Source organism: Pseudomonas imperatae (genome assembly GCF_057128625.1).
Genome location: NZ_JBSKHP010000005.1, coordinates 246,888 through 273,206, shown reverse-complemented (window position 1 = coordinate 273,206; position 26,319 = coordinate 246,888). Strand labels below are relative to the sequence as shown.

The following is a 26,319-nucleotide window of genomic DNA, read 5'->3' as shown; positions in this document are numbered from 1 at the left end:
GGCCGACGGCCCGGAATAGAAGCGCCTCCGGTTCCGTCTTCCCCGGCTACGCCGTGGACCGCTTGGCCAACGCCTCCGGTCGGCCCTGGCGCTTTATGGGGCACACAATCAAGATCAAAGGCCTCACGGGATCAAGATCAAGATCTACGGCAGCGGCAGTGCAGGCCAGTTACGGCTGCCGCTGCCGCCAGCGCTACGCCGCCGCAGCCTCCTGCGCAGCCACCAACCTCTGCAAAAACGTCGCCAACGCCACTTCCTCCAACCGCAACCCTTTACGCTTGCGCGGCTTCGGCAGTTTGGCCAGCTCCCCCAGCACATACCGCTCCAGCACGGCCGGGTGGATGTAGCACTTGCGGCATACCGCCGGGGTGTTGCCTAGGGTACGCGCCACGGCCTTGACCATCTCGACGATTTGCCGCTTGGCCTCCGGCTCGGGCTGCCAGTGCAACTCGCGCAGCATGGCCAGGGCCAGCGCGCTGCCAGCCCAGGTGCGGTAGTCCTTGGCGGTGAAGTCGGCGCCGGTCATTTCGTGCAGGTAGGCGTTGACGTCGTTGGAGCTGACCGTGTGCCGCTCGCCCTGCTCGTCCAGGTACTGGAACAGGTGCTGGCCGGGCAGCTCCAGGCAGCGCTTGATGATCCGCGCCAGGCGCTTGTCGCGCACCGATACTCGATGTTCAACGCCACTCTTGCCGCGAAAGTGGAATTCGATGGCGCTGCCTTTCACCGCCACATGGCGGTTGCGCAAGGTGGTCAGGCCGTAGGAGCGGTTGTCCCGGGCGTACTGGGTGTTGCCCACGCGGATCAGCGTGGTGTCGAGCAGCGAGATCACCGTGGCCATGATCTTGTTGCGGTCCAGGCCGGGCAGCGCCAGGTGCCCCTCCAGTTGCTTGCGCAGCTTGGGCAGGGCCTTGCCGAACTCGATCATGCGCGCGTACTTGTCCTGGTCACGCACCTCGCGCCAGCGTGCGTGATAGCGGTATTGCTTGCGGCCACGGGCGTCACGGCCGGTGGCCTGCAGGTGGCCGCGCGGGTCGCTGCAGATCCACACGTCGGTGTAGGCGGGAGGTACGGCCAGGGCGTTGATGCGCTTGATCTCTTCGGCGTCGTCCACGCGGCCGCCATCGGCGTGGAAGTAGACGAAGTGGTCGCCCTGGCGCTCGCGGCGAATGCCCGGTTGCTGGTCGTCGACGTAATGCAGGTCCGGGGGCAGGTCGGGCAGGTCGGCGGCGATGTCGTTGATTTCGGCCATGGCGCATAGGTTTCCAGGGGGGCATGAAGGATGGACCACGTCCTGTGCCGCAGGTGCCATCGGCGTGCGGGCCCCGGAAACAGGGGCTTCGGAAATTTCCTCGTTTCGTTCGGAAGCGTCCGACTTTTCGCACAAGTCGCGTCGCCAATAATTCGCTCCGTTGACTGCCTGGGCCTGCTCGCCCGGCCTGGCGGTCGGTAGGGCAGGCGTGCTGCCCACTCAACGAATACAACGGAGATCCACCATGAAAAAGCTGTTCCTCGCCCTGCCATTGGCCCTGCTTGTTGTCGGTAATGCGATGGCTGTCGACCCTATCGAGAAGCAAGTGACGGTGACGGCTGTCATCCCGACCGACAGCTTCTACGTGGAGCCGGTGGGTGGCAACTGGATGAATGATCCGCAGGAGATGGCCTGGAACCCCTTCCAGCAGACCCTGACCCCGATCACCAAGCAGCTGCAGGTCAAGAGCACCACCGGCGCCATCTCCGCCTATGTGCTGACGCCGCCGGTAATGACCAGCGGTGGCAGCAACATCGGCCTGCAGGTGTCGGTGGCTGGCAAGACCCTGACCACCACGGCTGCCGAAGTGGTAACAGCCGCCCAGGCAGCACCCGGCAGCACTGTGTCGTTCCAGGTAGCGGCCTTGGGCGACGGTTCCACCTACGTGCCGGGTGCCTACCAGGGCGTGGTCAACATGATGTTCGAAACCGTCACCCCGCCGGGTAACTGATCGCGTTTCACCTTTATTACCGTTCCCGACCTGTGCCCCGTGGCGCGGGGCGGGCGCGGTTTACCCGTGAACCGTAGATGGCGCCTGTCATGAACCTTGCATTTTTCATTCGCCTGGCGCTGGGTTGTTGTGCCGCGTCATTGTGGTGTGCCCAGGCCCAGGCGGCGCCCTCCGCGCCGACCCCGCTGGGCGTGCTGAGCCAGGCCGAGAACCTGCCCAGCGATTTCAGCGAACATTTCTTCGACGTGCCCCTTGCCGTGCGCGTTGACCTCGATGGCCGTTTCCTTGGCGAAGCCATGATCGTGCTGTCACGCAATGAAACCGTGCAACTGCTGGAGTTCACCCAGGTGGACGAAAGCCACGAACCCGATGCCACCCGCCAGCGCTGGCGCGACCTGCTGGTGGACGGCCGGCCCTTGGGCAACTGCCTCAAGGACTGCGCCCAGGACCTGGTGGCCCTGCACTACAGCCTGGTGAACTCGCAGCTATCGATACTGACCCGTGCCGTGGAGCAGGACCCGGCCCAGGCACGCTTCTATTCGCTGCCCGAGCAGGGCAGCCGCGGCCTGATCGTGCGCAACCAGCTCAACCTGGCCCGCGACGGCGACCAGACCAGTGGCCGCTACGCCCTGCAAGGGCAGAGCAGCCTCGGCAACTGGACCGGCCTTGCCAACGTGCAGGCTGACCGCAGCAACGAGGTCGGTGCCCAGTCCCGCCACCGCGTCGACCAGCTGTACGGCGAGCGGCTCAGCCCCGCGCATTTTTTCCGCCTGGGCTATTTCACGCCCAGCTCCCAGGGCCTCACCCGCCAGCCGCGGTTGATGGGCTCGAGCCCCGACGCCACGGTGGGGGTGATGTTCGGCAGCAGCGACAGCCTGGCCATCAACAACGGCGCACCCAGCAGCACGCCGATCTACGTTACGCCCAACCGTCCGGGCGTGGTCGAGATCTACCGCAACGGCCAGCTGATCAATAGCCAGCCGGTGCAGGCTGGCCTGCAAGCCATCGACACCCGCGTGCTGCCCGGCGGTATCTACGAGGTGGAGGTGCGCCTGGTGGAAGACGGCCAGGTGACCTCGCGCACCCCCGAGTTCATCTACAAGCCCGGCAACTGGGCCAACCCCGAGCAGCGCTGGCGCTACAACCTGTTCGCCGGCCAGCAGCGCGACCTGCTCAGCAACTGGGACAACCAGGATGAGGAGGGCGGCCTGAGCGCCGGCGTGCTCACCAACTACCTGCTGCACCCGCGCGCCGTGGTCGGCCTGTCGGCCCAACGCGTCGACGACCGCATGCAGTACGGTACGTCGCTGGACTGGGACCCCCATGACCGCTTCAAGTTGTTCGGCAACCTGTACCACACCCAGGACCAGGGCGATGGCTTCGACCTGCAGGGCATCTTCAACTACGAGCGCGGCAGCCTGGTGGCCAGCCACACCCGCGCCTGGACCGAGCCGCCCAAGCTGGACCGCCGCGATAACCCGCGGCGCTACAGTAACTGGCGCGGCGGCCAGACCCAGCAAAGCTCGCTGTCCCTGAGCCACCGCCTGACCCGTGAAAACACCGTCAGCGCGCGCCTGTCCCACAGCAGCGGCGCGATCCAGGGCATGGCCATGGACCTGGGCTGGGCTTACCACGGCACCCTCAAGGGTTCGGACGCCACCTGGCGGCTGTCGCTGTTCGACCGCCCCGGCACCTACAGCTCCGGCAGCCAGCGCAACCGTGGCGTCAACCTGAGCCTGAGCCTGGCGCTGGGCAAGCCCGGCCAGCGCCTGTCGGCCAGCGTCGGCAGCCAGACCTCGCGCGATGGCGGCCGCGACCAGACCGCCACGCTCACCTACCAGCAGGACCTGCAGCACCACACCCTGCGCAGCGTCTCCGGCTCGGTGTCGGCGGACCGCTACGGCGCCGGTTTCGGTGCCAACACCCAGTTCCAGAACGGTTACCTGTTTGGCGATGCCTACGCGCAGAACTCTTCCTACAACGGCGAGCTGTCGGGCGGCCTGAACCTGGAAAGCACCCTGGCCCTGGGCGAAGGGCACGTGGCCATGAGCGGCGAGTACGGGCTGTATGACGCCGGCCTGATCGTCGACGTGGATTCGGATTTGGCGCAACTGGACCTGCGCGCCGACGATATCTCTGGCGCCAGCACCGCCTTGCACCCGGGGCGCAACGTGATCGCGGTGCAGGCCTACAAGTCCGGCAGCGTGCAGCTGGACTTCGCCGGCCGCGATGCCCACGCGGCGGTGATCCAGCCGGCCAGCCTGGGCTACCACCTGAACAAGGGCGGCGTGGAGTACCGCCAGGTGCGGGTGATGCGCACCCTGACCGTGCTCGGGCGCCTGCTGGACGGACAGGGGCAGCCGCTCAAGGGTGCGCTGGTGATCAACCATGCCAGCCGCAGTGTCAGCGAGGCCGACGGCTTCTTCGCGGTGGAGATGAGCGAGTCCACGCCCACCCTCGAAGTGCGCCACAAAGGCGCCAGGGTGTGCTTCCTGCGCCTGGACGCCAGGCACGCGCGGCGTGAGAACGAAGTGCTGCTGGTGGGCGACCAGCGTTGCACCACCGACACCCTGGCCCAGGCCGATGGAGCGGCGGGCGAGGGCGCCTAGGCCGCCATCGGCACGAAGGTAACTCGGAAATTTCGACGGGGTGTTTGGGAATCAGCCTACATCCCGCGTCGATCAGTTTTCCAATAATGGGCGCAGTCGCCGGCCACCTGGCAGCGCTGCCCCGTCACTGCAAGGTCAACCATCATGAAACGACTCATCGTTGCCATCGCCTGCCTGTTGCCCGGGCTGCTGCAGGCCGCGCCGCAACTCAACATCGGCGGCCTCTATGACTACCTGGACGGCAACCGCAGCACCCAGCTCAAGCGGGTGCGCAACAGCGGCGACAGCACTGCTTTCGTCAAGGTCAGCGTGGCCGAGATCGTCTATGCCGCCGACGGCACCTCGCGCGAGGTGCCCATGGACGGCCTGCCGGCCGAGCAGCGTGCGCTGGTGGCCAGCCCGGCGCGGCTGATCGTGCCGGCCAACGGCATGCAGGCCGTGCGCCTGCTGTACCGCGGCGAGCGCGATCGCGAACGCTACTTCCGCCTGCGCTTCATCCCGGTGCTGCCCCAGGTCAACGACGGTTTTGCCCTGACCCAACAGGAAAGCGAGCAGTACAAGGATTCGCTCAAGGCGGGGGTGAATATCCTCGCCGGCTACGGCTCGCTGCTGTTCGTGCGGCCCCAGGCCACCCGCTTCGACACCCAGGTGCTGCAGGAGCCGGGGCGCTTCCTGGTGCCCAACCAGGGCAACAGCACCGTGGTGCTGGACCATTTCAACGACTGCGACGCCAGCGGCCAGCAATGCGAAGTCACCACCAAGCACCACCTGCTGCCCAATTCGCGTCGCAGCTTCACCAAACAGCCGGGGCGCCAGTACCGGTTTGAATTGATCGAGGGCGAGCAATCGCGCCAGGTCGAGTTTCGGGGTTGAGCAGCGATTTGCCAGCCCCAGCGAGGATGCCATGTACAGAGCGATGATTGTCGATGACCACCCGTTTATCCGCGCCAGCGTGCGGTTGCTGTTGGAGAAGATGAAGATCAGGGTGGTCGCCGAGCTGGACAACGGCGTGGACGCCCTGGCGGTGATCCGCGACTGGATGCCCGAGCTGCTGGTCCTCGACATCGCCATGCCCCGGCTCGACGGCATGGAGGTCATCGCGCGTATTCGGGACATGCAGCTGCCGATCAAGATCCTGGTGCTGACGTCCCAGGCGCCGGACTATTTTTCCCTGCGCTGCATGAAGGCCGGCGCGGCCGGCTACGTCTCCAAGTCCGACAACCTCAACGAGCTGACCAAGGCGGTGCAGGCCGTGCGCAGCGGCTATTCGTACTTTCCCGACGTGGCCTTGAGTTCGGTGCACCGTGGCGACAGCCTGGACAGCGAGGCCCAGTGCATCGCCCGGCTCACCGACCGCGAGCTGCTGATTCTGCAGCAACTGGCGCGCGGCTACAGCAACAAGGCCATCGGCCACGAAATGCTGCTGAGCAACAAGACCGTGAGCACCTACAAAACCCGCCTGATCGAGAAGTTGCGGGTCAAATCCCTGGTCGACCTGGCGGATCTGGCCAGGCGCCATGCGCTGATATAGGACGCCGCGATGAAGGCACGGATGCTGTGCTGGCTGTGGCTGTGGCTGGCGTGCCCGGCGCTGGCCGATGACGCCGCGCCCATGCTCTACGGCCGCTCGAACCTGGCCGCGGCTGAAATCGAGCAGCTGGAGCTGACCGATGACGACCGCCGCTGGCTATGGCAACAGCGCACCCTGCGCCTGGGCGTCAGCCAGCCCGAATACGCGCCGTTCGATGTGCTGGGCACCGGCCGCGAGTACGAAGGCATCACCGCCGACTACGCGGCGCTGGTGGCCACGCTGCTGAACCTGAGCGTGGAAGTGGTGCGTTACCCTTCACGGGCGGAGGCGCTGGCGGCGGTGCGCGATGGTGCCATCGACATGCTCGGGACCTCCAATGGCTTCGAGGCGTCCATGGCCTACCTGGTGCTGTCCGAAGCCTACGCCCAGGACGATTCGGTGCTGGCCACCCGCACCGACGATCGCACGGCACTGCTCAGCGGCCTCGATGACCGCCGCCTGGCCATGCAGGAGTTCTACCTGCCGCGCGAGATGGTCACACACCTGTACCCCAACGCCCACCTGCAGCTCTACCCCTCGACGCTGGCGGCCCTGGGGGCGGTGGCTTTCGGCCAGGCGGATGTATTCCTGGGCAACGCCCTGGGCGCCTATTACCAGATCAACAAGGGCCAGCTCAACGGCCTGTTCCTCAGCCACCTGGTGCAGGCGCAGAGCAACCATTTCGGCTTTGCCCTGTCGCCGCGCAACAGCCGGCTGCTGGCCCTGGTCAATACCGCGCTGCAGGCCATTCCCGAGAGCGAGCGGCGGGCTATCCTGGGGCGCTGGAGTGTCGGCGGCGTCAGCATCGGCCAGCGCCGCGAGCTGGGGTTGAACGCGGCCGAACAACGCTGGCTGGCCACTGCGCCGACGCTGCGGGTATTGATGGACGACCAGTTCCTGCCGGTCAGCTACCGCGATGCCCAGGGCCGCTACCGGGGCATCAGCGCCCAGGTGCTGGACGTGATCGGGCAGATGACCGGGCTGCGCTTCGACGTCCAGTCCGGCACCACCCTGGAGGCGATGACCGAGCAGGTGGAACGCGGCGAGGCCGACCTGATCGCGGCCCTGCCGCAAAGCCGCGCCCGCGAGGAGCACCTGGGGTTCACCCGCGCCTACCTGAGCAGCCCGCGGGTGCTGGTCACACGTGACCAGCGGGGCACTGCGCAGTCGCTGGAGCAACTGAGCGGCAAGCGCCTGGCGCTGATCCATGGCAGCTTCATGCGCGACCGGGTGGTCGACCAGTACCCTGCCATCATCCCTGTGGGCGCGCGCAGTGCCGACCATGCGCTGACGCTGGTGGCCGAGGGCAAGGCCGATGCGGCGATCCTCACGCTGATTGGCGCGCGCTATCGTATCCAGCGCCAATATTCCGGGCGGCTGCGCATCAGTGCCACGCTGCCGGTGCGCCCGGCCAGCCTGGCGTTCGCCACCTCGCGCCAGGCCCCCGAGCTGCTGTCCATCCTCAACAAGGCGCTGTTGGCCATTCCCCCCCAGGAATTCAACGACCTGGCCGCCCGCTGGCGCGGCGAAGTGGTGCTGGAGGACAGCTTCTGGTCGCGGCACCGCTGGCACATCGTGCAACTGCTGATCACCACCCTGGTGCTGCTGGGCCTGCTGCTGGGCTGGCTCAGCCAGCTGCGGCGCCAGGTCAAGCGCCGGCGCGAAGCCGAGGCCAAGCTGACCGACCAGCTGGAGTTCATGCGCGAGATGATCGATGGCACGCCGCACCCGCTGTACGTGCGCGACCGCAGCGGTGAGCTGGTGACCTGCAATGCCAGTTACCTGGAAGCGTTGCAGGTGCTGCGCGACGAGGTCATCGGCAAGCCCGTGGGGCAGACCATCGCCCTGACCGCCGAGCAGGCCGAGGACTACCAGCAGGCCTACCTGGAGGCCATGGACGCGGGGGAAAAGGTGGTCGAGGACCGTGAAGTGCAATTGCGCAGCGGCGAAACCAAGACCATCTACCACTGGGTGCTGCCCTACAAGGCCGGCGACGGCCAGATCGCCGGCCTGATCGGTGGCTGGGTCGACATCACCGAGCGCCAGCGCCTGCTGCTGGCCTACCAGCAGGCGAAGGAGCAGGCCGAGGCCGCCAACCACGCCAAGACGGTGTTCCTGGCCACCATGAGCCACGAGATCCGCACACCGATGAACGCCATCACCGGCATGCTCGAACTGGCGCTGAAGAAATCCCAGCAGGGCCGCCTGGACCACCTGTCCATCGAAGTGGCGGCCGGCGCTGCCAGTGGCCTGCTGGCGTTGATTGGCGACATTCTCGACATCACCCGCATCGAGACCGGCCAGCTGACCCTGGCGCCCGTGCCCACCCTGTTGATGGCCCATGTGGAGGCCGTGGAGCGGCTGTTCCAGGGGCAGGCGCGGCACAAGCGCCTGCGCCTGGCCCTGGAGGTGCAGGGCCAGGCCGACACCCCGGTCATGCTCGACCCGCTGCGCTTCAAGCAGATCATCTCCAACGTGATCAGCAATGCCGTGAAGTTCACCCAGCGCGGCCAGGTCCTGGTGCGGGTGGTCTTCACCCCGAAAGACGCCGCCGTGGGGGTGCAGTTGACGATCAGCGACACCGGCGTGGGCATCCCGCCCGACGAGCTGTCGAAACTGGGTGCCGCGTTCGCCCAGGCCAGCAATCATCAGCACTCGGCCCGCGAAGGCTGCGGGCTGGGGCTGAACATCAGCCGCACCCTGTGCGCCATGATGGATGGCAGCATGAGCCTGGACAGCACCCTGGGCGAAGGCACGCAGGTGGTGATCGAACTGCAGCTACCGCGCGCCGAGGCCGTGCCGCCGCCCAAAGTGGCGCCGGAGGTGCCTAGCCAGGGCCCGGCGCTGAACATCCTGGTGGTGGACGACTACCGCGCCAACCGCATCCTGTTGCAGCAGCAACTGGCGTACCTGGGCCACCGGGTTACCCTGGCCGAGGACGGTGGCAGCGGCCTGCGCGCCTGGTTGGGCGGGCAGTTCGACGTGGTCATGAGCGACTGCAACATGCCGGGCCTGGACGGCTACCAGCTGGTGCGCGCGATTCGCGTGCACGAACGCCGGCAGCGCCGCCCGCGCTGCCGCGTGCTGGGCTTCACCGCCAACGCGGTGCCCCAGGAACGGGTGCGTTGCCTGGAGGCGGGCATGGACGGTTGCCTGTTCAAGCCCCTGGGCCTGACCGAGTTGGCCGTGGCCCTGCAGCCTGGCCAGGGTGGGCAGGTGACGGTGGCGCCGGCCAGCGATGGCATCGACCTGGCGTCACTGGAAGAGCTGACCGCGGGCGACAGCGTGGCGCTCAAAGGCCTTCTCGGCGATCTGGTGGAGTGTTGCCGCCAGGACCTGGGCAGCCTGGCCATGCTGGACGTCGAGGCCGACCGCGAAGGCATCGCCAACCTGGCGCATCGGGTCAAGGGCGGCGCGCGCATAATCCGCGCCGTGCAGGTGCTGGAGGCGTGCGAGCTGGTGGAGCGGGCGTGCGCGGATGCGCAGCAGCCGTTGGCGGGCAGGGTGGAGCAGTTGCGCGATGCGCTGCAGGAACTGACCGCGGGGCTGGAGGTCCGCTGCCGCGCCTGACCCCGGGCCTGGAACTACGCTGCCGCGCCTGACCCCGTAGCAGCGGCCCCAGGCCGCGTCCGGTCGCGCCGCGGTGCTTCAGTTGCGCTGCGGCGCGACCGGACGCGGCCTAAGGGCCGCTGCTACGTGTTTATTTGTTGTACTTGTCCAACCGGCTCTTCACCCGGTCGGTGATCTCGATGCAGTCCTTCACGTTGCCCTTGTCGCGGGCTGCGGCGGCAGAGTCGATGTCCTTGCCCACCAGCTCGTGCACTTTGGGGTCAGTGGTGGCAGCGCTGTTGATGCGGTCCTGCAAGCGCTGGATGTTCGCGTTGCACGTCTCGGTCTCGCCGGCGGCGCTGGCCTGGAAACTCAACGCCCCTGCCAGCACCAACAGCCCACAGCTCAAGATTCGCTTCATGGATGACGTCCTCGATCAATTGGTTGAACCATCTCGTTTAGGACAAGCACAAGCCAGTGTAGATGGCTTATTTGGTACGACAGATGTTGTTGTCGCTTCGTTCAGACAAAGATGCAGGCAAAACGCTTGCAGGACGGGGCATGGCTGGCAGGCATTTGGTTAATGTATATAATCATTAATCGTATTATCCATGTGCCACCACAACCACAACAAGAGATGCACACCATGCCTGCACGTCCCGCTTCCCCGCGGCCGGTATTGACCGTCGCGCTGTGCTGCGCCGTGGCCTTGCTCGAAGGCCTCGACCTGCAATCCACCGGTATCACCGCACCCTTCCTGGCCAAGGCCTTCGGCCTGGCACCCGCACAGTTGGGCTGGGTATTTAGCGCCGGGCTCATGGGCCTGCTGCCCGGCGCCTTCCTGGGCGGCTGGCTGGCCGACCGTGCCGGACGCAAGGGCACCTTGCTGGCGGCGGTGCTACTGTTCGGCGCCTTCACCCTGTTCACCGCCCATGCCAGCAGCTACCCCGGCCTGTTGCTGGCGCGGCTGCTGACCGGCCTCGGCCTGGGCGCGGCGCTGCCCATCATCATTGCCGTGGCCAGCGAGGCTGCAGCGCCGCGGCTGCGCAGCACCGCCGTCAGCCTGACCTATTGCGGCGTGCCACTGGGCGGTGCGCTGGCCTCGCTGATCAGCCTGTCGGGGGTAGGGGAGCAGTGGCGCACGGTGTTTCACATCGGCGGCCTGGCGCCGCTGCTGATCGCCGTGGCCCTGCTGGTGTGGCTGCCGCGCCTGGGCGTGGCGGCAACGTCGCAGCGTGCCGAGGGCTCGCCCGCCGGCCGCCTGTTCAGCCAGGGGCGGGCGCGGCAGACGCTGCTGTTGTGGCTGGCGTGCTTCTTCACTTTGACCGTGCTGTACCTGCTGCTGAACTGGCTGCCCTCGCTGCTCATGGCCAAGGGCTTCGACCGCGTGCAGGCCGGCTGGGTGCAGGTGCTGTTCAACCTCGGCGGCGCCGCAGGCTCGCTGCTGACCGGCCGGCTGATGGACCGCCGGCGCACCGGGCCGGCGGTGGTGATCGCCTACCTGGGCATGCTGGTGGCCCTGGCCGGCCTGGGCCTGGCCGCGACGTTCACCGGCATGGCGCTGGCCGGCGTGCTGGGCGGCTACTGCTGCATCGGCGCGCAGCTGGTGCTGTATGCGCTGGCGCCACGGGTCTACCCGGCGGACATGCGCGCCACCGGCGTGGGCGCGTGCGTGGCGGTGGGGCGCCTGGGGTCCATGGCCGGGCCGCTGGCGGCGGGGCAGATCCTGGCGGCCGGGGCGGGTGTGGGCGGGGTGCTGCTGGCGGCCTCGCCGGGGCTGGTGGTCGCGGCGCTGGCGGCGTTGGCGTTGGTCGGTGAAGGGAGGGGTAAGGCTTTTTCTGGAAATATAGTTAATAGTATTAACGATTAATTGACGTAACCAGTTTTAGCCATTACTGTCTCTTCATCCACAACGCACAGCCCAAGAACAAGAGGTGTGAAATGAGCCGCTACGCAAACCGCTGGCAGACCGTGACCGTCGACGTCGAGGACGGCATCGCCTGGGTAACCCTCAATCGCCCGGAAAAACGCAACGCCATGAGCCCCACCCTCAACCGGGAAATGCGCGACGTGCTGGAAACCGTCGAGCAGGACGCCGACGCCCGCGTGCTGGTGTTGACCGGCGCCGGCAGCGCCTGGACCGCCGGCATGGACCTCAAGGAATACTTCCGCGAAGTGGACGCCGGCCCCGAGATCCTGCAGGAGCGCATTCGCCGTGATGCCTCGGAATGGCAATGGAAACTGCTGCGCCTGTACAGCAAGCCGACCATCGCCATGGTCAACGGCTGGTGCTTTGGCGGCGGCTTCAGCCCGCTGGTGGCCTGCGACCTGGCCATCTGCGCCGACGAGGCTACGTTCGGCCTGTCGGAGATCAACTGGGGCATCCCACCGGGCAACCTGGTGAGCAAGGCCATGGCCGACACCGTGGGCCACCGCCAGTCGCTGTACTACATCATGACCGGCAAGACCTTCGACGGGCAGAAGGCCGCCGAGATGGGCCTGGTGAACAAGAGCGTGCCGCTCAACCAGCTGCGCGAAGAGGTTATCCTGCTGGCCCAGGACCTGCTGGACAAGAACCCGGTGGTGCTGCGCGCGGCGAAGAACGGCTTCAAGCGCTGCCGCGAACTGACCTGGGAGCAGAGCGAGGACTACCTGTACGCCAAGCTCGACCAGGCGCAGCTGCGCGACCCCGAGCACGGCCGCGAGCAGGGCCTCAAGCAATTCCTCGACGACAAGAGCATCAAGCCCGGCCTGCAAGCCTACAAGCGCTGACCCGTTGTGGGAGCTGGCTTGCCAGCGAGTTTTGCGGGCCCCTGAAAATCTCGCTGGCAAGCCAGCTCCCACACGTACCGTCGTAACAACGCATCATTCCCGACAACCATAACAACGAGGAATGCACCATGTTCGAAGTCCCCTTGCTGATCGCCGGCAAGGCCGTGGGCGCCCGCGACGGGCGCACGTTCGAGCGCCGCTGCCCGATGACCGGGCAGGTGGTGTCGATTGCCGCGGCCGCCACCCTCGAAGACGCCGACGCCGCAGTGGACGCTGCCCACGCGGCGTTCCCGGCCTGGGCCGCGCTGGGCCCCGGCGAGCGTCGCAACCGCCTGCTGCGCGCCGCCGACGGCATGCTCGCGCGCAGCGCCGAATTCATGGCCATGGCCGCCGAGACCGGGGCCATGGCCAACTGGTACGGCTTCAACGTACAACTGGCGGCCAACATCCTGCGCGAGGCCGCAGCGCTGACCACCCAGGTCAACGGCCAGGTCATCCCGTCTGATGTGCCCGGCAGTTTCGCCATGGCCCTGCGCCAGCCGTGCGGCGTCATTCTCAGCATTGCGCCGTGGAACGCGCCGGTGATTCTCGCTACTCGCGCCATCGCCATGCCACTGGCGTGCGGCAACACCGTGGTGCTCAAGTCCTCGGAGCTGAGCCCGGCGGTGCACCGGCTGATCGGCCAGGTGCTGGAGGACGCCGGCATCGGCGCCGGCGTGGTCAATATTCTCAGCAATGCCCCGGCCGATGCCGCGGCCATCGTCGAGCGGCTCATCGCCCACCCGGCGGTGCGCCGGGTCAACTTCACCGGGTCCACCCACGTCGGCCGTATCATCGGCCAGCTGGCGGCGCGGCACCTGAAGCCGGCGTTGCTGGAACTGGGCGGCAAGGCGCCGTTCCTGGTGCTGGCCGACGCCGACCTGGACGCAGCGGTGGAGGCGGCGGCCTTCGGCGCCTACTTCAACCAGGGGCAGATCTGCATGTCCACCGAGCGGCTGATCGTCGACGCGGCAGTGGCCGATGACTTCGTCGCGCGGCTGGCGCGCAAGGTCGCCGGCCTGCGCGCCGGTGACCCGGCGGACAGCCGCTCGGTGCTCGGCTCGCTGGTCGACCCTGCGGCGGCCACGCGCCTCCAGGCGCTGGTGGCCGACGCGGTCAGCCAGGGCGCCACCCAGGTGTGTGGTGGCGCGGTGCAGGGCAGCGTCATGCAGCCAGTGCTGCTGGACCATGTGACCCCGGCCATGCGCCTGTACCACGAGGAGTCGTTCGGCCCGGTGGCCGTGGTGCAGCGCGCCGCTGGCGACGAGGCGCTGCTGGCGCTGGCCAATGATTCGGCCTTCGGCCTGTCGGCGGCCATCTTCAGCCGCGACACCAGCCGCGCGCTGGCCCTGGCGCAGCGCCTGGAGTCGGGCATCTGCCACATCAACGGCCCCACCGTGCACGACGAGGCGCACATGCCCTTCGGCGGCGTGAAGGCGAGCGGCTACGGCAGCTTTGGTGCCAGTGCCGCCATCGAGCAGTTCACCCAGCTGCGGTGGGTGACGGTCCAGCACGGCCCTCGTCACTACCCAATCTAACCGCAACCCCATTAACTGCTTCCAATAACAACAAGCAGAGGGACATCGCGTGAATCGTTCAATGGCAGCGGCGCCCTGGCGCGCCGTGAACATCGGCCACCCCCAGGTGCAGGTCGATGAAGTGCAAGGGGTGCTGCACATGCGCGCCCTGGAACCGCTGCAGGCACACCCCCAGCGGCTGATGGAACGCCTGGTGCAGTGGGCGCAGGTGCGCCCGCAGCAGACCTTCGTCGCCCGCCGCGACGGCCAGGGCCAATGGCAACGCATCAGCTACGCGCAGATGCTCGAGCGCACCCGCGCCATCGCCGCACGGCTGCTGGGTTTCAATCTCAGCGCCGAGCGGCCGCTGGTGATCCTGTCGGGCAACGACCTGGAGCACCTGCAGCTGACCTGCGCCGCGTTGTACGCCGGCATTCCGTACTGCCCGGTGTCGCCGGCCTACTCGCTGGTGTCGCGGGACTACGGCAAGCTGCGCCACATCATCGACACCCTGACGCCGGGCCTGGTGTTTGCCAGCGATGGCGCCTACCTGCCGGCTATCGAGGCAGTGCTGCCAGCGGATGTACCGGTGATTTTTGCCGATGGACAGTCGCCCGGGCTGGCCTTCGATGAACTGCTCGGCGCTGCCGACCCAGCCTTGGCGGACGCGGCGTTCGCGGCCGTGACCGCCGACAGCATCGCCAAGTTTCTCTTTACCTCCGGCTCCACCAAGCTACCCAAGGGCGTGGTCACCACCCAGCGCATGCTCTGCGCCAACCAGCAGATGCTGCTGCAGACCTTTCCCGAATTCGCCGACGAGCCGCCGGTGCTGGTGGACTGGCTGCCGTGGAACCACACCTTTGGTGGCAGCCACAACGTCGGCATCGTGCTGTACAACGGCGGCAGCCTGTACATCGACGACGGCAAGCCGACGCCTGCGCTGTTCGCCGAGACCCTGCGCAACCTGGGCGAGATCTCGCCCACGGCCTACCTCACCGTGCCCAAAGGCTGGGAGGAGCTGGTCAGCCAGCTGGAGCAGGACGGTGACCTGCGCGAGCGCTTCTTCGCGCGCATGAAGCTGTTTTTCTTCGCCGGGGCAGGGCTGTCGCAATCGGTGTGGGACCGCCTGGACAAGGTTGCCGTGGCCCACTGCGGCGAGCGCATCCGCATGATGGCCGGGCTGGGCATGACCGAGACCGCGCCGTCGTGCACCTTCACCACCGGGCCGCTGGCGGTGGCCGGCTACGTCGGCCTGCCGGCACCTGGCTGCGAGGTCAAGCTGGTGCCGCGCGACGGCAAGCTGGAGGTGCGCTTCCGTGGCCCCCACGTGATGCCGGGCTACTGGCGCGCGCCGCAGCAGAGCCGCGAGGCGTTCGATGAGCAGGGTTATTACTGCTCCGGCGACGCCGTGCGCCTGGCCGACCCGCAGAACCCGCAGCTGGGGTTGATGTTCGATGGCCGCATCGCCGAGGACTTCAAGCTGTCCTCGGGGGTGTTCGTCAGCGTCGGGCCGCTGCGCACGCGGGTGATCCTCGACGGCGCGCCGTACGTGCATGACGTGGTGGTGGCGGGCCCGGATCGCGAGCGCCTGGGGCTGCTGATTTTCCCGCGGCTGGACGAGTGTCGGCAGTTGGCAGGGCTGGGTGCCGATGCCACGGTGGCACAGGTGCTGGCGGCAGCACCTGTGCAAGCCTGGCTGGCGGACCTGCTGGGGCGCCTCAACCAGCACGCCACCGGCAGCGCCAGCCGCATCGACTGGGCGAGCCTGGCGCAGCAGCCGCCGTCCATCGACAGCGGCGAGATCACCGACAAGGGCTCGATCAACCAGCGCCTGGTGTTGCAAGGCCGCGCCGCGTTGATCGACGACCTGTACGCCGGCAAGGTCCCGCGTACCCTGGCCCGATGACGCGGCCTGCGGCCGCTGCTACGTAGCAGCTGCCGCAGGCCGCGTCCACAGGCTCAGGCGTTACCCTGATACACCTTGCGCAACAACCCCAGCAACTGCTCGCGCTCTTCGGCGCTCAGGTTTGCCGTTGCTTCCTGGTCGCTGCGCGCGGCCACCTCTTTCAGTTCCTTGAGCAACGCCTCGCCGGCCTTGCTCAGGAACAGTCCATAGGAACGCTTGTCCGGCTTGCAGCGCACCCGCAAGGCCAGCCCGCGTTCTTCCAGCTTGTTGACCATGGGCACCACCTGCGGCGGTTCGATGGCCAGGCTCTTGGCCAGTTCCGCCTGGGTGGGGCCGGGGTTCTGGGCGATGATCGCCAGGGCGGAAAACTGCGCCGGGCGCAGGTCATAGGCATTGAGCTGTTCCACCAGGTGCTGGAACACCTGGATCTGCGCGCGGCGCAGGGCATAGCCGATCAGATCGTCGAGCACGCCGGTGTCCAGCGGGTCGGGGGTGGTGGGCGGGGAGCTGGGAGTGGCCATGGTATCGGGCTTTTATTAGGGGAATCGTTAACCAGTATAACGGTTTATCCCGCCCCTGGTGTACCACCTTGCCGGACGACGAAGGGCAGGGGCGGCGACTTGACGAACGCACGGAGGCAGCGAATACTCTTTCCAGATTCATATAGATGACTACATAACTAAAAGAGCCCGTCTGCCATGAACAGTCTTTCCAGTGACGAGCGCCTGCCGCTGTACCAGCGCTTGCGCGACCAGCTCGCCGAGCAGATCGCCAGCAACCGCTGGCAGCCCGGCGCGGCCATTCCCACCGAGTCGGCGCTGGCGGCCGAGTACGGCCTGTCGATCGGCACAGTGCGCAAGGCCATCGACCAACTGGTCAGCGAGTCGCTGCTGGAACGCCAGCAAGGCCGCGGCACCTTCGTGCGCCGCCCGCAGTTCCAGTCCTCGCTGTTCCGCTTCTTCCGCTTCCAGGACGCCGACGGCGCCCGCCAGGTGCCGGAAAGCCGCATCCTCTCCAATGAAGCCCTGCAGGCGCCTGCCGACGTGGCCCATGCCTTGGCCCTGGAGCCCGGCGCCCAGGTGATCCGCCTGTTGCGCCTGCGCCTGATCAACGCCCAGCCGCTGCTGGTGGAAGAGATCTGGCTGCCCCACGAACCGTTCGCCGCCATCCTCGACCACGATCTCAACGCCCACGGCCCGCTGCTGTACCCGGTGTATGAAAGCCTGTGCGGGCAGGTGATTGCCGCCGCCGACGAGACCCTGACCGCCGAAGCGGTCAGCGAAGTGCACGCGCGCCTGCTGCGCGTAGATGCCGGTAGCCCCGTGGTGGTGATCGAGCGAGTGGCACGCAACTACGCCGGCCAACCGCTGGAATGGCGGCGCTCCTGGGGCCACGCCCGGCACTTCCGCTACAGCGTCGAAATCCGCTGACCTGTCCCACCCATAAGGATAAGAAAACATGTTCACCTGGTATCGAGACGTCACCGCGCGCGAGCGCAAGACCTTCTGGGCCTGCTTCGGCGGCTGGGCGCTGGACGCCCTGGAAGTGCAGATGTTTGGCCTGGCGATTCCGGCGCTGATCGCCGCGTTCGCCCTGAGCAACACCCAGGCCGGCCTGATCAGCAGCGTCACGCTGATCACCTCGGCGGTGGGCGGCTGGCTGGGTGGTACGCTGTCGGACCGCTATGGCCGGGTACGTACCCTGCAGTGGATGATCCTGTGGTTCTCGCTGTTCACCTTCGCCTCGGCGTTTGTCACCGACTTCAACCAGCTGGTGGTGATCAAGGCCTTGCAGGGCTTTGGCATTGGCGGCGAATGGGCGGCGGGTGCGGTGCTGATGGCCGAGAGCATCCAGGCGCGCTACCGCGGCAAGGTCATGGGCACGGTGCAGAGCGCCTGGGCCGTAGGCTGGGGCACCGCGGTAGGGGTGTTCACGCTGATCTATTCCTTCGTGCCCGCGGACTACGCCTGGCGGGTGATGTTCCTGGTGGGCCTGCTGCCCGCCATCCTGATTATCTACGTGCGCCGCAGCGTGCCGGAGCCGGACAGTTTCCTGCGCCAGCAACAGGCCAAGGCCGCGCCCTTGAACCTGTTCGCGGCCATGGCGGCCATTTTCCGCCCGCAACTGCTGCGCGTAACCTTGCTGGGCGGGCTGCTGGGCCTGGGGGCCCACGGTGGTTACCACGCGGTGATGACCTGGCTGCCGACCTTCCTCAAGACCGAGCGCAACCTCTCGGTGCTGAGCTCGGGCGGCTACCTGGCGGTGATCATCGTCGCCTTCTTCTGCGGCTGCGTGGCCAGTGGTTTCCTGGTGGACCGCATCGGCCGGCGCAAGAACATCATCCTGTTCGCCTTCTGCTGCGTGCTGACGGTGCAGGCCTACCTGTTCCTGCCGCTCACCAACCCGCAGATGCTGTTCCTGGGCTTCCCCCTGGGCTTCTTCGCCGCCGGTATTCCCGCCAGCCTCGGCTCGTTGTTCAACGAACTGTACCCGGCCGACGTGCGCGGCGCCGGGGTGGGCTTCTGCTACAACTCCGGCCGCGTGGTAGCCGCGGTGTTCCCGGCCATGGTCGGCCACCTGAGCGCGAGCATGTCCCTGGGCTCGGCCATCGGTATCGACGCCGGCATTGCCTACGGCGTGGCGATGATCGCCGCCCTGGCACTGCCCGAAACCCGCGGCCGCAGCCTGGTCGCCGAGGCCCCGGGCGCCACCCCCAAGCCTGTGGCGGGCACCCACCCGTCACGGGCCTGACCCCATCACTCCATGCAGACCATCACCATGCCACTGACCGCCCCCTTGCCCATCCTCGGCATTGACGCCCACGCCCACGTGTTCGGCCGCCAGCTCGACTTCGTCGACGGCCGCCGCTACACCCCGGACTACGACGCCACCCTGGCGCAATGGCTGGGCCACCTGCGCGAACAGGGGCTAAGCCATGGCGTGCTGGTGCAGCCCAGCTTCCTGGGCACCGACAACAGCCACCTGCTCCAGGCCCTGGCCGCCGCCCCCGAGCAGCTGCGCGGGGTGGCGGTGGTGGCGCCGGACGTCAGCCAGTCCCAGCTCAAGCGCATGGCCCGGCTGGGCGTGTGCGGCATCCGCCTGAACCTGATGGGCCAGGCCTTGCCGGACCTGGCGTCGCCCACCTGGGCGCCGCTGCTGGAAACGGTGGCGGAGCTGGGCTGGCACGTGGAACTGCACCGCCAGATCGAAGACATACCCAGCCTGTGGGCGGCGCTGCAGCGCTACGGCTGCAAGGTCGCCATCGACCACTTCGGCCGCCCCCACGCCGGTTTCGGCACCAGCCACGCCACCTTCCAGCGCCTGTTGGAACTGGGCGACGGCAAGCGCACCTGGGTCAAGCTCTCCGGGGTCTACCGCCTGGGCGGCACCCACAGCGAGAACCTGTCGTTCGCCCACGACGCAGTGCCGCTGCTGATCGAGCACTTCGGCGCCGACCGCCTGATGTGGGGCAGCGACTGGCCGCACACCCAGCACGAGCGGCAGGTGAATTACGCGGGTGAGTTCGAGCTGTTCCAGAGCCTGGTGCCGTGGGCGGCGCAGCGGCGGGCGATTCTGTGTGATGGGCCGGGGAAGCTGTTCGGCTTTTGAGGCTGGCGTCGTAGCCGCAGGGTTGGCAGTGCGGCTACGAGCGTTTGGCGGGGTACAACTTTAGTGACGAGTGATCCAGCGCTGCGCCTAGTCCTGAAGTTCGGCGGCCAGTACAGGCACCGCCTCCAGTCGTGCCTTGAGCTGATCGACGTAGGCCTGTGCTTCTTCCTCGGTGCGGAAGGTCACGGGGTCGTCGTTCAGCCAGACCAGGCAGGAGGAATCGTTGTTGTTTTTTTCGATCTTGATCTTCATCCGTAAAGCCATCTGCAGTTTTTGTGCGGGCGATAGTAGCCGAATCTTTCGCCACGTCAAATGTATCTTGAGGTGTCTAAAACGCGGCTTTCAGCGATTTTTAGGGTTTTGCTAGTAAATACTGGTATTTCGCTAGCATTGAAGGATCGTTCGATATAAACAATCAAGCCTGTCTGTGTCGTCGCTGAAAAACAGACCTGGGGCGCACGACCTGTAGCAGCACTGTCTTTGTGGGAGCTGGCTTGCCAGCGAGTTTTCAGGGCCTCAACAGCTCGCTGGCAAGCCAGCTCCCACAGTACGTAGCAGCGGCCGCAGGCCGCGTCCTGGCGCACCGCACCTCCCATCACCCCAGATGCGCCGCATCCACGTCAATCAACAACAACCGCTGGCCGTTGGCGAAGAACTGCCCTGCGGTGAGGCAATACTGGTTGCTGGTGGCGTCGCGGTAGGTGCTGGACAGGATCAGCCGGCGTTCGTCCCAGCCTTCGGCCAGCAGGTGGTAGAAGTACGGGCGCCACGACCAGTTGTGGCCCAGGTAGCTGGGGTCGGCCTGCCAGCCCTGTTGGCGCCATTCCATGTTGGGGGTCAGTTGGGTGCCGTGGCGGTCGCACTGGTAGAAGCGCAGCAGCCAGGGGTAGGCGTCCAGCCGGGGCAGGGCGCTGGCAGGGGCGCCGGCCTGGGCCCAGGGTTGCAGCACGGCCATCAGCTCGCCCAGTTGCAGGCGCAGGTTCATCAGCCGCGCACGCTCGCCCAGTTTCTGCTGCACGTAGCGCTCGCGCAGGGCGGCGAAGCGGGTGACGAAGGCGTCGGCGGGGAAGAAGTCCGGTTCGGCGCGGGCGAACAGGTAGCCCTGCACGTAGCGTGAGCCGCATTCCAGGGCGAAGTTGAGCTCGGCTTCGGTTTCCACGCCCTCGGCGATGATCCAGCAGCCGGTCTTCTCCGCCATCTGTGCCAGGGCCTTGACCACTTCGCTGCTGGGGCCGCCACGGGCGGCCGCCTGGAACAGGCGCATGTCGAGCTTGAGGATGTCGGGTTGCAGCGCCAGCACGCGGTCCAACTGCGAATAGCCGGCGCCGAAGTCGTCGATGGCGATGCGCGCGCCGGCCTCGCGGTAGCGCTGCACCACCTGGCTGAGGCGACGGCTGTCGCCGCCCAGTTCGGTGATCTCGAACACCACTCGTTCGGCCGCCACGCCGTGGCGCTGCAGTTGGGTCAGGCTGGGCAGCGGCTGGTTGTCGCGCACGCGGCTGATCCAGCGTGGCGAGATATTCAGGCTCAGGAACCAGTCCTGCGGCGCCTCATGCAGGCGGGCCAGGGCGTCGCCGCGGATCTGCCGGTCCAGGCGCCGCAGGGCCGGGGCCAGGGTGCGTGGGTCGCTGAACAGCGGCCCCACCGACTGCACCGTGCCGTCGGCCTGGCGCAGGCGGCCCAGGGCCTCCACGCCGGCGATGCGGCCGGTGGCGGTATCGATGAAGGGTTGAAACCAGGCGAGCGGTTGCCCGTCGAACACGGCGGCTCCTCAGATGGCAGCTTCTTGAGCGCCCCGGCCGGAACCGGGGCATGGCCTAGGGCCTTTGCAAGAATGTAGCCAAATGATGGCAACCTAATCCTTGCGTTGCATGGCCAGCTTGATCAAGGGCAGCAGGCTGGTGCCCAGCTTCACCAGGCGCGTCAGCCCGCCGGTGCCGCCGCTCTTGGCGCCTTTGCCGGTGAGGAAGCCCAGCAGCACCACGCCGGCCAGGCCCCACAACGGTGCGTGCTTGATGCCCAAGCCGTCCTGGACCGACTGGCCCATGCCGCGCAGGCGGTTCAAGGGGTTGATCAGTTGGCCGGATTCGTGGCGGATTTCCTGGCGGTGCATTTCCATGCGCAAGCGGATCAAGGCCTTGCGCATTTCGCGACGCGACTGGTTCTGTGGCAGGTTCGGTGCACTCATGGCAACAGGCGCTCCCGATCGTTGGCCAGCTCTTCGAGGGTGCCGCTGAACGGCGAGGATTCATCGAAGATCGCCGCTTTCAACTTCATGGCGCAGAACAGCCCTGCCAGCAGGTAGAACACCGCCAGGCCAATCATGCCCTGCATGCGGTAGTTGTCCCACAGCAGAATCAGGATCAGGCCTGACAAGGCCACCAGTGCCAGCAGCGCGAATACCAGGGCCAGCCCGGCGAACAGCAGCAGGCTCAAGGTGCGCGATTTCTGCTCCTGCAGTTCGATGCCGAACAGTTCCACATGGCTGTGCAACAGGCCCAGCAGGGCCGCGCCCAGGCGCCGCGACGACGGCCCGGCGGCCGTCGATTTCGAGTCCATGTCCAAGGCCATCGGTTAGCGCCTTGTGGCCAGCAGGCCGACCAGGAAGCCCACGCCGGCGGCGATGCCGATGGACTGCCAGGGGTTTTCCTGCACGTAGGCCTCGGTCTTGGCCACGGCCAGTTCGCCCTTCAGGCGCAGGGTCTGCTCGGTGGCCTTCAGGGTTTCGCGGGCGCGCAGCAGGCTGTCGTGGATCTGCTCGCGCAGCTCGTCAGCCTGGTCGCCGGCCAGGGTCTTGGTGTGGTCCAGCAGCTTCTCGGTGTCGCGCACCAACGTCTGAAAATCAGCCATCAGTACGTCTTGTGCAGTCTTTGCCGTGGTGCGGGCCATGGTGCTCTCCATTGGTTGGCGTCTGGTGTTTCGAGTGCCCAGGCTTTCTGAAGGTTCCTTCACGTTTGCCTGGTACAGCTTTTGCTTTTCGTTGGTGCATAACAGCAGGCCCGTGCGCCAGATCGGCGCGCCAGAGCCTGCGGTGGAAATAAACCTTAACCCAAACGAAATAAACCCGAGGAAAAATTACCACGCAGTCGAATAAAGAGCGCGTTGCACGTTCCATATTGGTGCAATGACTCATCGGTCGACCTGCTTTGGTGCTGTTTTTCCGGACTTCAGGTCTGCCTTCTCGATGGATAATCTGCAAAGCGCCGTGCAAACACTGATTCACGGCTCCAATACCCTGTTCCTGCTGATGGGCGCTGTCATGGTCCTGGCCATGCACGCCGGCTTCGCGTTCCTGGAAGTCGGTACCGTGCGCCAGAAGAACCAGGTGAACGCGCTGTCGAAGATCCTCAGCGACTTCGCCGTGTCCACCCTGGCCTATTTCTTTATAGGCTACTGGATCGCCTATGGCGTCACCTTCATTGCCCCGGCCAGCGAGCTGAGCGCGGACCATGGCTATGCACTGGTGAAGTTCTTCTTCCTGCTGACCTTTGCCGCGGCCATTCCGGCGATCATCTCCGGCGGCATCGCCGAGCGTGCGCGTTTCGTCCCGCAGCTGTGCGCCACCACGCTGATCGTGGCCTTCGTCTACCCGTTCTTCGAGGGTATTGCCTGGAACGGCAACTGTGGCGTGCAGCCGTGGCTGCTGGCGCATTTCGGCGCCACCTTCCATGACTTCGCAGGCTCGGTGGTGGTGCACGCCATGGGCGGCTGGCTGGCGCTGGCGGCGGTGCTGCTGCTGGGGCCGCGCCAGGGCCGCTATCGCGATGGCCGCGTGGTGGCCTTCGCACCGTCGAACATTCCGTTCCTGGCGCTGGGCTCGTGGATTCTGATCGTTGGCTGGTTCGGCTTCAACGTCATGAGCGCACAAAGCGTGGCGGGCATGAGCGGCCTGGTGGCGATCAACTCGCTGATGGCCATGGTCGGCGGCACCATCGCCGCGCTGATCGTGGGCCGCAACGACCCCGGCTTCCTGCACAACGGCCCGCTGGCCGGGCTGGTGGCGGTGTGCGCCGGTTCCGACCTGATGCACCCCATCGGCGCCCTGGCCACCGGTGCCATCGCCGGCGCGCTGTTCGTGGGCTGCTTCATTGCCGCCCAGGGCAAGTGGAAGATCGATGACGTGCTGGGCGTGTGGCCGCTGCACGGCATCTGTGGCGTGTGGGGCGGCGTGGCCTGCGGCATCTTTGGCCAGCAGGCGCTGGGCGGCATGGGCGGCGTGAGCCTGGCCGTGCAGGTGCTGGGCAGCCTGGCCGGGGTGGTCGTGGCGCTGGTGGGCGGCTTTGCGGTGTACGGGCTGCTCAAGGCGGTGGTGGGTATTCGCCTGAGCCAGGAGCAGGAGTACTACGGCGCCGACCTGTCGCTGCACAAGATTGGCGCGGTCAACCACGATTGACCGGGTGGCGTCCCGGCCGCGATGCGGCGCTTGGGGACGCGGCCTGCAGCCGCTGCTACGGAGGGTGGGGGTGATGGCAGTTTGACGCCATAAACCAATGGTTTTCTTGCGTCGGCGTTCGGCATAGCATGCAGTTGGCCCAGGAGCATTTACCCTGGGCCACGGCTTTGGTATGGGGTTCGAACACAAGGGGCAAGGGGTATGGAGCGCCTGTTTTCGTTGCAGGGCATGCGGGGCGTCGCGGTAGTGGGCGTGGTGTTGTTCCACATGGCGGCGGTTGAAGCCAAATACAGCGGTGGCGACCTGTTGCTGCCATCCATGGTGGATTTCTTCCAGCTGGGCGTCGACCTGTTCTTCGTCATCAGCGGCTTCGTCATGGTCATCGTCACCCGCGGCCGCCATCAGGACTGGGTGCAGGGCCAGCGCTTCCTGTTCAATCGCCTGTCGCGCATCTATCCCAACTACTGGCTCTATTACCTGATCACCCTGGGCATCTACCTGGCGGCGCCGGGGCTGGTCAATTCCACCCACGGCGACTCGAACCTGGGCATGTCCTTCCTGCTGCTGCCCAGCGACAAGGTGCTGCTGGTGATGGTGGCCTGGTCGCTGGTGTTCGAACTGTGGTTCTACCTGGTGTTTGCCGCGCTGCTGTTCCTGCGCGAACAGTGGCTGCCCTGGCTGCTGGCGGGTTGGGCGCTGGTGCTGGTGGCCTTCAACCTGACCCAGGACTGGCAGGACTATTCCCCGGCGCTGCGGATCATGCTGCACCCCTACGCCCTGGAATTCATCGTTGGCTGCGCCGTGGCGCGCTACTTCTATTCGGCGCGCAGTGCCGCGCTGCCCACCGGCGTGGTCTGGGTGATGCTGCTGGCCTCGGTGCTAGGCATGCCGCTGATCGCCAGCCTGGGCCTGTACAAGACGGTGGGGCTGCCGCGCATGCTGGCGGCTGCCCTGGTGTTCGGCACGCTGACCTTGTCGCTGGCGTTGCTGGAACGGCGAAAACTGATCACGGTACCGCGCTTCCTTACGCACATAGGTGACATGTCCTACACCGTCTACCTGTCGCACCTGCTGGTGCTCGGGGTGATGGGGCAGGTGTGGCGCCTGGTGGGCGCGAATCCGGACAGTCTGTGGGACAACCTGGCGTTTGTGCTGCTGATGCTGGCAGCCACGTTGTGCTATGGGGCAGTGGCGTACCGGGTGTTCGAGAAACCGCTGCTGGACCGCGCCACGGCGTGGTGCAACCAGCGCTTTCGCAAGGCACCGGCACGCGGGGGGTACGACACGGTGTGACGCATTCGTCGTCACGGGGCTTGGCGCTTTTTCGTCAGGTGACATCACATGGGCAAAACAACAACAAAAACAGTCAACGCAAACCTCAACTGGCTCAAACTTACCCTGGCCCTGATCGTGGTCGCGGTGCATTGCAAGATACTCGGCGGCAACGACACCCTGGCCGGGTACCTGTTGTGCAATGGTGTTTTCCGCGTGGTCGTGCCGGTGTTCTTCATCATCAACGGCTACTTTCTGGGCCAGGCGCCCATGACCTGGCCGGTGATGCGCCAATGGCTATGGCGCGTCACCATGCTCTACGTATTCTGGATGGTCATCTACAGCCCGCTGTACCTCACGGGGCTGGGCTTTGCCGATATGCTGGCGGCCATCAAGCAATGGGTCATCGGCTATTTCCACCTGTGGTACCTGGTGGGCATGATCGGCGCCGGCGCCCTGCTGTTCGTGCTGCACCAGCGCTCCACCGCCACGCTTGCGGCCGCGGCCCTGGCCACCTTCGCCATTGGCGTGGCGCTGCAGTACGCCAGGGTGTACGTGCACATTCCCAATGACTTCCTGCAGCACTTCAACCAGAACGACTACACCGCGCGCAATTTCCTGTTCATGGCGTTTCCGTTCATGGCCCTGGGCTACCTGCTGGCGCGCCACCCGCTGCACCTGCGCCTCAACCGCAGCCTGGTGTGGGGTTGGCTGCTGCTGGCCATGGCGCTGATGCTGCTGGAGTCCGAGCTCAACTACCGCAATGACCCGGTGCACCTGTTCAACTTCGACCTGCTGGCTTCGATGCCACTGGTGGCGCCGGCGCTGTTCATGCTGGTGATGGTCTACGACCGGCCCACCCAGAGCGTCTACGTAGGGCAGATGTCATCGGCGGTGTACTTCGTGCACCCGCTGATCTTGTGGTGTGCCCTGGGCGCGGGGGTGGTCTATGGCAACTTCATGGTGGCGCTGGTGACCCTGGCGGCCGTTGCGCTGGCGCCGCTGTTGATTGCCATGAACCAGCGCTGGCGTTTCATGCTCTAGGTGCGCGAGGCTCGACGGCAAATAGCCATCACCGATAAGATGGTGGCTGTTGCCGCTGCT

The 26,319-nt window shown here is 66.5% G+C and carries 23 protein-coding genes; 15 read left to right on the top strand and 8 right to left on the bottom strand.

The window, feature by feature from the left end; genetic code table 11:
- Positions 1 to 193 precede the first annotated feature (193 nt).
- The gene (locus ACWKWX_RS09270; protein ID WP_416423368.1) at positions 194 to 1,249 is read right to left on the bottom strand and encodes a DNA topoisomerase IB; all 1,056 of its coding nucleotides are present in this window, start codon (positions 1,247 to 1,249) and stop codon (positions 194 to 196) included.
- Between the two features lie 244 nt (positions 1,250 to 1,493).
- Here ACWKWX_RS09270 and ACWKWX_RS09265 point away from each other — a divergent pair, with 244 nt between their 5' ends.
- From ACWKWX_RS09265 to ACWKWX_RS09245, 5 genes are all read left to right on the top strand, one after another.
- Positions 1,494 to 1,979, top strand: coding sequence for a CS1 type fimbrial major subunit (locus ACWKWX_RS09265; RefSeq protein WP_416423369.1), 486 nt, complete (start codon positions 1,494 to 1,496; stop codon positions 1,977 to 1,979).
- An 89-nt stretch (positions 1,980 to 2,068) separates the two neighbouring features.
- Positions 2,069 to 4,588: a TcfC E-set like domain-containing protein gene (locus tag ACWKWX_RS09260; protein WP_483827560.1), complete on the top strand. Its 2,520-nt coding sequence runs from the start codon at positions 2,069 to 2,071 to the stop codon at positions 4,586 to 4,588.
- A gap of 144 nt (positions 4,589 to 4,732) precedes the next feature.
- Entirely contained in the window at positions 4,733 to 5,461 is a 729-nt protein-coding gene (locus tag ACWKWX_RS09255) for a fimbrial biogenesis chaperone (RefSeq protein ID WP_416423371.1), read from the top strand.
- Positions 5,462 to 5,492: 31 nt separating this feature from the next.
- Positions 5,493 to 6,119 carry a response regulator gene (locus ACWKWX_RS09250; protein ID WP_416423372.1) on the top strand — a complete coding sequence of 209 codons (627 nt, stop codon included), beginning with the start codon at positions 5,493 to 5,495 and terminating at the stop codon, positions 6,117 to 6,119.
- Between the two features lie 9 nt (positions 6,120 to 6,128).
- Positions 6,129 to 9,728, top strand: coding sequence for a transporter substrate-binding domain-containing protein (locus ACWKWX_RS09245; RefSeq protein WP_483827559.1), 3,600 nt, complete (start codon positions 6,129 to 6,131; stop codon positions 9,726 to 9,728).
- A 130-nt stretch (positions 9,729 to 9,858) separates the two neighbouring features.
- On the opposite strand, the gene ACWKWX_RS09240 is transcribed toward ACWKWX_RS09245, so the two are convergent.
- Complete coding sequence (locus ACWKWX_RS09240; protein ID WP_416423374.1) at positions 9,859 to 10,128, bottom strand: hypothetical protein; 270 nt, start codon at positions 10,126 to 10,128, stop codon at positions 9,859 to 9,861.
- Between the two features lie 225 nt (positions 10,129 to 10,353).
- On the opposite strand from ACWKWX_RS09240, the gene mhpT reads away from it, so the two are divergent.
- From mhpT to ACWKWX_RS09220, 4 genes are all read left to right on the top strand, one after another.
- Positions 10,354 to 11,577: a 3-(3-hydroxy-phenyl)propionate transporter MhpT gene (gene mhpT, locus ACWKWX_RS09235; protein ID WP_483827558.1), complete on the top strand. Its 1,224-nt coding sequence runs from the start codon at positions 10,354 to 10,356 to the stop codon at positions 11,575 to 11,577.
- Between the two features lie 71 nt (positions 11,578 to 11,648).
- The gene (locus tag ACWKWX_RS09230; protein ID WP_416423376.1) at positions 11,649 to 12,479 is read left to right on the top strand and encodes a p-hydroxycinnamoyl CoA hydratase/lyase; all 831 of its coding nucleotides are present in this window, start codon (positions 11,649 to 11,651) and stop codon (positions 12,477 to 12,479) included.
- Positions 12,480 to 12,607: 128 nt separating this feature from the next.
- Positions 12,608 to 14,056: an aldehyde dehydrogenase gene (locus ACWKWX_RS09225; RefSeq protein ID WP_483827557.1), complete on the top strand. Its 1,449-nt coding sequence runs from the start codon at positions 12,608 to 12,610 to the stop codon at positions 14,054 to 14,056.
- Between the two features lie 61 nt (positions 14,057 to 14,117).
- Complete coding sequence (locus tag ACWKWX_RS09220) at positions 14,118 to 15,941, top strand: feruloyl-CoA synthase (RefSeq protein WP_483827566.1); 1,824 nt, start codon at positions 14,118 to 14,120, stop codon at positions 15,939 to 15,941.
- A 53-nt stretch (positions 15,942 to 15,994) separates the two neighbouring features.
- Here the strand turns inward: ACWKWX_RS09220 and ACWKWX_RS09215 are convergent, their stop codons facing one another.
- The gene (locus ACWKWX_RS09215; RefSeq protein WP_416423378.1) at positions 15,995 to 16,462 is read right to left on the bottom strand and encodes a MarR family winged helix-turn-helix transcriptional regulator; all 468 of its coding nucleotides are present in this window, start codon (positions 16,460 to 16,462) and stop codon (positions 15,995 to 15,997) included.
- A gap of 177 nt (positions 16,463 to 16,639) precedes the next feature.
- Between ACWKWX_RS09215 and ACWKWX_RS09210 the strand changes: the two genes are divergently transcribed.
- From ACWKWX_RS09210 to ACWKWX_RS09200, 3 genes are read left to right on the top strand one after another with little or no spacing between them, the layout of a single operon-like run.
- A complete protein-coding gene (locus ACWKWX_RS09210) occupies positions 16,640 to 17,371 on the top strand; it encodes a GntR family transcriptional regulator (RefSeq protein ID WP_476301948.1) in 732 nt (243 codons plus the stop codon).
- Between the two features lie 28 nt (positions 17,372 to 17,399).
- Positions 17,400 to 18,692 carry an MFS transporter gene (locus tag ACWKWX_RS09205; protein ID WP_483827556.1) on the top strand — a complete coding sequence of 431 codons (1,293 nt, stop codon included), beginning with the start codon at positions 17,400 to 17,402 and terminating at the stop codon, positions 18,690 to 18,692.
- Positions 18,693 to 18,719: 27 nt separating this feature from the next.
- Positions 18,720 to 19,550 (top strand): amidohydrolase family protein, encoded by an 831-nt coding sequence (locus ACWKWX_RS09200; protein WP_483827555.1) that lies wholly within the window; start codon positions 18,720 to 18,722, stop codon positions 19,548 to 19,550.
- Between the two features lie 87 nt (positions 19,551 to 19,637).
- On the opposite strand, the gene ACWKWX_RS09195 is transcribed toward ACWKWX_RS09200, so the two are convergent.
- From ACWKWX_RS09195 to ACWKWX_RS09175, 5 genes are all read right to left on the bottom strand, one after another.
- Complete coding sequence (locus ACWKWX_RS09195) at positions 19,638 to 19,802, bottom strand: hypothetical protein (RefSeq protein WP_416423382.1); 165 nt, start codon at positions 19,800 to 19,802, stop codon at positions 19,638 to 19,640.
- Between the two features lie 343 nt (positions 19,803 to 20,145).
- Positions 20,146 to 21,312 carry an EAL domain-containing protein gene (locus tag ACWKWX_RS09190; RefSeq protein ID WP_483827554.1) on the bottom strand — a complete coding sequence of 389 codons (1,167 nt, stop codon included), beginning with the start codon at positions 21,310 to 21,312 and terminating at the stop codon, positions 20,146 to 20,148.
- 93 nt (positions 21,313 to 21,405) lie between these two features.
- Complete coding sequence (locus tag ACWKWX_RS09185) at positions 21,406 to 21,738, bottom strand: hypothetical protein (RefSeq protein ID WP_416423384.1); 333 nt, start codon at positions 21,736 to 21,738, stop codon at positions 21,406 to 21,408.
- Entirely contained in the window at positions 21,735 to 22,109 is a 375-nt protein-coding gene (locus tag ACWKWX_RS09180) for a phage holin family protein (protein ID WP_416427569.1), read from the bottom strand. Before ACWKWX_RS09180 ends, ACWKWX_RS09185 begins: the two co-directional genes overlap by 4 nt.
- A 15-nt stretch (positions 22,110 to 22,124) precedes the next feature.
- On the bottom strand, positions 22,125 to 22,439 hold the full coding sequence (locus ACWKWX_RS09175; RefSeq protein WP_416423385.1) for an ElaB/YgaM/YqjD family protein: 315 nt from the start codon (positions 22,437 to 22,439) through the stop codon (positions 22,125 to 22,127).
- 295 nt (positions 22,440 to 22,734) lie between these two features.
- Between ACWKWX_RS09175 and ACWKWX_RS09170 the strand changes: the two genes are divergently transcribed.
- The 3 genes from ACWKWX_RS09170 (at position 22,735) to ACWKWX_RS09160 (ending at position 26,259) form a co-directional block, all read left to right on the top strand.
- Positions 22,735 to 23,943, top strand: a complete 1,209-nt coding sequence (locus tag ACWKWX_RS09170; RefSeq protein ID WP_483827553.1) for an ammonium transporter — start codon at positions 22,735 to 22,737, stop codon at positions 23,941 to 23,943.
- Between the two features lie 201 nt (positions 23,944 to 24,144).
- Complete coding sequence (locus ACWKWX_RS09165; RefSeq protein ID WP_483827552.1) at positions 24,145 to 25,236, top strand: acyltransferase family protein; 1,092 nt, start codon at positions 24,145 to 24,147, stop codon at positions 25,234 to 25,236.
- Between the two features lie 48 nt (positions 25,237 to 25,284).
- The gene (locus ACWKWX_RS09160; protein ID WP_416423388.1) at positions 25,285 to 26,259 is read left to right on the top strand and encodes an acyltransferase family protein; all 975 of its coding nucleotides are present in this window, start codon (positions 25,285 to 25,287) and stop codon (positions 26,257 to 26,259) included.
- Positions 26,260 to 26,319 lie beyond the last annotated feature (60 nt).

Bases quoted from the DNA above. Each gene is read 5' to 3' on its own strand.
- ACWKWX_RS09270 (WP_416423368.1), bottom strand. From the start codon at position 1,249: ATGGCCGAAATCAACGACATCGCCGCCGACCTGCCCGACCTGCCCCCG.
- ACWKWX_RS09265 (WP_416423369.1), top strand. From the start codon at position 1,494: ATGAAAAAGCTGTTCCTCGCCCTGCCATTGGCCCTGCTTGTTGTCGGT.
- ACWKWX_RS09260 (WP_483827560.1), top strand. From the start codon at position 2,069: ATGAACCTTGCATTTTTCATTCGCCTGGCGCTGGGTTGTTGTGCCGCG.
- ACWKWX_RS09255 (WP_416423371.1), top strand. From the start codon at position 4,733: ATGAAACGACTCATCGTTGCCATCGCCTGCCTGTTGCCCGGGCTGCTG.
- ACWKWX_RS09250 (WP_416423372.1), top strand. From the start codon at position 5,493: ATGTACAGAGCGATGATTGTCGATGACCACCCGTTTATCCGCGCCAGC.
- ACWKWX_RS09245 (WP_483827559.1), top strand. From the start codon at position 6,129: ATGAAGGCACGGATGCTGTGCTGGCTGTGGCTGTGGCTGGCGTGCCCG.
- ACWKWX_RS09240 (WP_416423374.1), bottom strand. From the start codon at position 10,128: ATGAAGCGAATCTTGAGCTGTGGGCTGTTGGTGCTGGCAGGGGCGTTG.
- mhpT (WP_483827558.1), top strand. From the start codon at position 10,354: ATGCCTGCACGTCCCGCTTCCCCGCGGCCGGTATTGACCGTCGCGCTG.
- ACWKWX_RS09230 (WP_416423376.1), top strand. From the start codon at position 11,649: ATGAGCCGCTACGCAAACCGCTGGCAGACCGTGACCGTCGACGTCGAG.
- ACWKWX_RS09225 (WP_483827557.1), top strand. From the start codon at position 12,608: ATGTTCGAAGTCCCCTTGCTGATCGCCGGCAAGGCCGTGGGCGCCCGC.
- ACWKWX_RS09220 (WP_483827566.1), top strand. From the start codon at position 14,118: ATGGCAGCGGCGCCCTGGCGCGCCGTGAACATCGGCCACCCCCAGGTG.
- ACWKWX_RS09215 (WP_416423378.1), bottom strand. From the start codon at position 16,462: ATGGCCACTCCCAGCTCCCCGCCCACCACCCCCGACCCGCTGGACACC.
- ACWKWX_RS09210 (WP_476301948.1), top strand. From the start codon at position 16,640: ATGAACAGTCTTTCCAGTGACGAGCGCCTGCCGCTGTACCAGCGCTTG.
- ACWKWX_RS09205 (WP_483827556.1), top strand. From the start codon at position 17,400: ATGTTCACCTGGTATCGAGACGTCACCGCGCGCGAGCGCAAGACCTTC.
- ACWKWX_RS09200 (WP_483827555.1), top strand. From the start codon at position 18,720: ATGCCACTGACCGCCCCCTTGCCCATCCTCGGCATTGACGCCCACGCC.
- ACWKWX_RS09195 (WP_416423382.1), bottom strand. From the start codon at position 19,802: ATGAAGATCAAGATCGAAAAAAACAACAACGATTCCTCCTGCCTGGTC.
- ACWKWX_RS09185 (WP_416423384.1), bottom strand. From the start codon at position 21,738: ATGAGTGCACCGAACCTGCCACAGAACCAGTCGCGTCGCGAAATGCGC.
- ACWKWX_RS09180 (WP_416427569.1), bottom strand. From the start codon at position 22,109: ATGGACTCGAAATCGACGGCCGCCGGGCCGTCGTCGCGGCGCCTGGGC.
- ACWKWX_RS09175 (WP_416423385.1), bottom strand. From the start codon at position 22,439: ATGGCCCGCACCACGGCAAAGACTGCACAAGACGTACTGATGGCTGAT.
- ACWKWX_RS09170 (WP_483827553.1), top strand. From the start codon at position 22,735: ATGGATAATCTGCAAAGCGCCGTGCAAACACTGATTCACGGCTCCAAT.
- ACWKWX_RS09165 (WP_483827552.1), top strand. From the start codon at position 24,145: ATGGAGCGCCTGTTTTCGTTGCAGGGCATGCGGGGCGTCGCGGTAGTG.
- ACWKWX_RS09160 (WP_416423388.1), top strand. From the start codon at position 25,285: ATGGGCAAAACAACAACAAAAACAGTCAACGCAAACCTCAACTGGCTC.